General features: G+C 35.6%; 3 protein-coding genes and 1 pseudogene. 1 reads left to right on the top strand and 3 read right to left on the bottom strand.

Annotated features, from left to right (window positions below; all coding sequences use genetic code 11):
- The first annotated feature begins 206 nt into the window (after positions 1-206).
- A complete protein-coding gene (locus IKV95_RS08940) occupies positions 207-1031 on the top strand; it encodes an aldo/keto reductase (protein ID WP_069125553.1) in 825 nt (274 codons plus the stop codon).
- A gap of 180 nt (positions 1032-1211) precedes the next feature.
- On the opposite strand, the gene rpiA is transcribed toward IKV95_RS08940, so the two are convergent.
- From rpiA to IKV95_RS11230, 3 genes and pseudogenes are all read right to left on the bottom strand, one after another.
- Complete coding sequence (gene rpiA / locus IKV95_RS08935) at positions 1212-1892, bottom strand: ribose-5-phosphate isomerase RpiA (RefSeq protein WP_036027440.1); 681 nt, start codon at positions 1890-1892, stop codon at positions 1212-1214.
- 24 nt (positions 1893-1916) lie between these two features.
- Positions 1917-2426, bottom strand: coding sequence for a shikimate kinase (locus IKV95_RS08930; protein WP_029091822.1), 510 nt, complete (start codon positions 2424-2426; stop codon positions 1917-1919).
- Between the two features lie 127 nt (positions 2427-2553).
- Positions 2554-2632 (bottom strand): annotated as a pseudogene (locus IKV95_RS11230) (SDR family oxidoreductase); the annotation flags it as partial.

Below are 2632 nucleotides of genomic sequence, written 5' to 3'. Positions count from 1 at the left end.
TCTTTCAGTGGAGGGTGGATGAAAATAATTCGACGCTTTTTTTGCAGTAGCGAAAAAATATTCATTACACTCACTCTACAAAACACAGTAAGCATCTGCACTATTATATTTCCAACTGATACTCGTCTTCACCAAGTTGTCTTACTTGACTGTCACTTGGTGGTAAGTGTTAAACTAGTCATATCAATCTAAGGGAGGCTTTTTTTATGAAATTCAAAGATACTGCTACATTTACAAATGGTGTTGAAATCCCCCGTTTGGGCTTTGGTGTATGGCAAGCGAAAGATGGTCAAGAAGCTTATGAAGCTGTCACACATGCACTTAAATCGGGTTATACTAGTATTGATACAGCTGCTGCTTATAAGAATGAAGAAAGTGTCGGACGTGCTATTAAAGATTCAAATCTCCCTCGTGAAGAGCTATTTATAACAACAAAAGTATGGAATGCTGATCAAGGTTACGAATCAACACTTAAAGCCTTTGATGAAAGTTTAAAAAAATTACAATTGGAGTATATTGACCTTTATTTGATTCATTGGCCAGTAGCTGATAAATATAGTGACACATGGCGTGCGCTTGAAAATTTATATGAAACAGGTAAAGTACGCGCTATTGGTGTTTGTAATTTCCATGAACATCACTTAACAGAATTGTTCAAAACTGCAAAAATAACACCAATGATTAATCAAATTGAATTACATCCAAAACTTTCGCAAGAACCGCTTCGAGCATTTTGTGAAAAACATCAAATTATTGTTGAAGCATGGTCTCCACTTGGTAATGGTAAAATTCTTACAGATTCAACGATTGCTGAAATTGCAAAAGCGCATGAAAAATCACCCGCACAAATCATTTTACGCTGGGATTTACAACATGGTATTGTGACCATACCGAAATCAGTCAATGCTGGTCGTATTGCTGAAAACACTCAACTATTTGATTTTGAATTGTCCGCTGCTGAAATGGCTAAGATTGATGCTCTCAATGAAGATCATCGTACCGGTCCTGATCCTGACAACTTTAATTTTTAAAAAGCATTTCTATTCAAACTTCTCATATCGTAGTCAAAGGCACTTAAATAATATTCAAAAAAAGAAGTATTTCAAGACTTTGTCTACCATCTGGAGCAGATTATTCTGCTCTTTTTTTATACAAAAAAACCTTTTGTGATAAGTCACCACAAAAGGTTATTCTCTATTCTAAAGAGACACTTAAATTTCAGTAACCATCGCTGATCCAGTAGCATCGGCAATAATAGTTACTTCTGTTATATCATTAAATAAACCATGTTCTACTACACCCGTCATCATTTTAAGTTCTGTTGCCAAAGATATCGGGTCAGTGATTGGTTCAAATTGTAAATCCAATAGATAGTTACCACTATCTGTTGTATAAGGTGTGTCATCTTCATTCAAGCGTTGCTTCGGTGCATATCCTTTAGCTGTTAATTGCTGGAAAACTTGCATATAACCAAATTGAACAACTTCCACAGGTAAACCGAACGCTCCTAAATGCGATACCACCTTAGCATCATCAGCAATCCAAATACGCATTTTTGCGGTTTCAGCCACTAGTTTTTCAAATAGTAACGCACCGCCTCCACCTTTGATTCCGTATATATGTCCTGATTCAGTATAGATTTCATCAGCACCATCCACACACACATCAATCACTTTAACATCGTTTAAATCCATTAAAGGGATGTTTAATTCTTCTGCTAATTTAGCCGTTTGAATTGATGTAACGACGCCTGTGACTTGTAAACCTTCTGCTACTTTTTTTGACAATGCTTGTAAAAAATAAAAAACAGTCGAACCTGTTCCTAGTCCTACAACCATACCATCTTCAATATAGTCTAATGCACGTTCTCCTGCAGCTTGTTTGCCATTCATTTAGCTTCTTCCTCTCTAGTTATATTATCGCTGTTGAATTGCTTCTACAATTTCTTCGATTGTTAAATTATCTGTTACTATTGTTGTGGGTGCTTGGGAATATAATTGCTGTCTCGCTTCGAATAATGTATGAATTTCATCTTCACTATTTTTTTGAAGTAATGGACGTGTTGGACGCAAATCATCAGCTCTTTTTTTCCACTCTTCCCAGCTAATTTTCAGGAAAATAGCATCCCCTTTTTCAATACAGACTTCACGGATACGATCATTGATAAAAGCACCGCCTCCAAGTGCTAAAACTTGTGGTTGATCCTCAGACAAACAGCTTAATATCATGGCTTCTTCTAAACCTCTGAAATATATTTCGCCATGAACATCAAATATTTCTTTGACTGTTAAACCAACTTTTTCTTCTACCAATTTATCACTATCATTGAATGTTAAATCTAACGCTTTAGCAACTTTTTTTCCGATAGTTGTTTTACCAACACCCATAAAACCAACCAGTACAATTGTCTTATTTTGAGTTTTCATTGCGTAAATTCCCTTCGATTAGTTTCATACTTCATTATACGTGATAGCTGAAGTGAATGTAAAACAACATCTAAAAAACAAAGCAAAGTTGCTTGATAGCTACATACTTTGCTTTGCTGTTTACTATTTAGTAGCCAATAATATGGTAGCCACTATCGACATGAATATTTTCACCAGTAATACCACTAGCCATATCACTTAAGAGG

Origin of the sequence: Brochothrix sp. (assembly GCF_017549435.1) — a bacterium.
GTDB lineage: Bacteria > Bacillota > Bacilli > Lactobacillales > Listeriaceae > Brochothrix > Brochothrix thermosphacta.
The sequence above is the reverse complement of the archived record's forward strand: the minus strand, read 5'-3'. Positions and strand labels throughout refer to the sequence as shown.

What these genes read in the sequence shown, in the direction of transcription:
- IKV95_RS08940 (WP_069125553.1), top strand. Translation starts at nt 207, where the DNA reads ATGAAATTCAAAGATACTGCTACATTTACAAATGGTGTTGAAATCCCC.
- rpiA (WP_036027440.1), bottom strand. Translation starts at nt 1,892, where the DNA reads ATGAATGGCAAACAAGCTGCAGGAGAACGTGCATTAGACTATATTGAA.
- IKV95_RS08930 (WP_029091822.1), bottom strand. Translation starts at nt 2,426, where the DNA reads ATGAAAACTCAAAATAAGACAATTGTACTGGTTGGTTTTATGGGTGTT.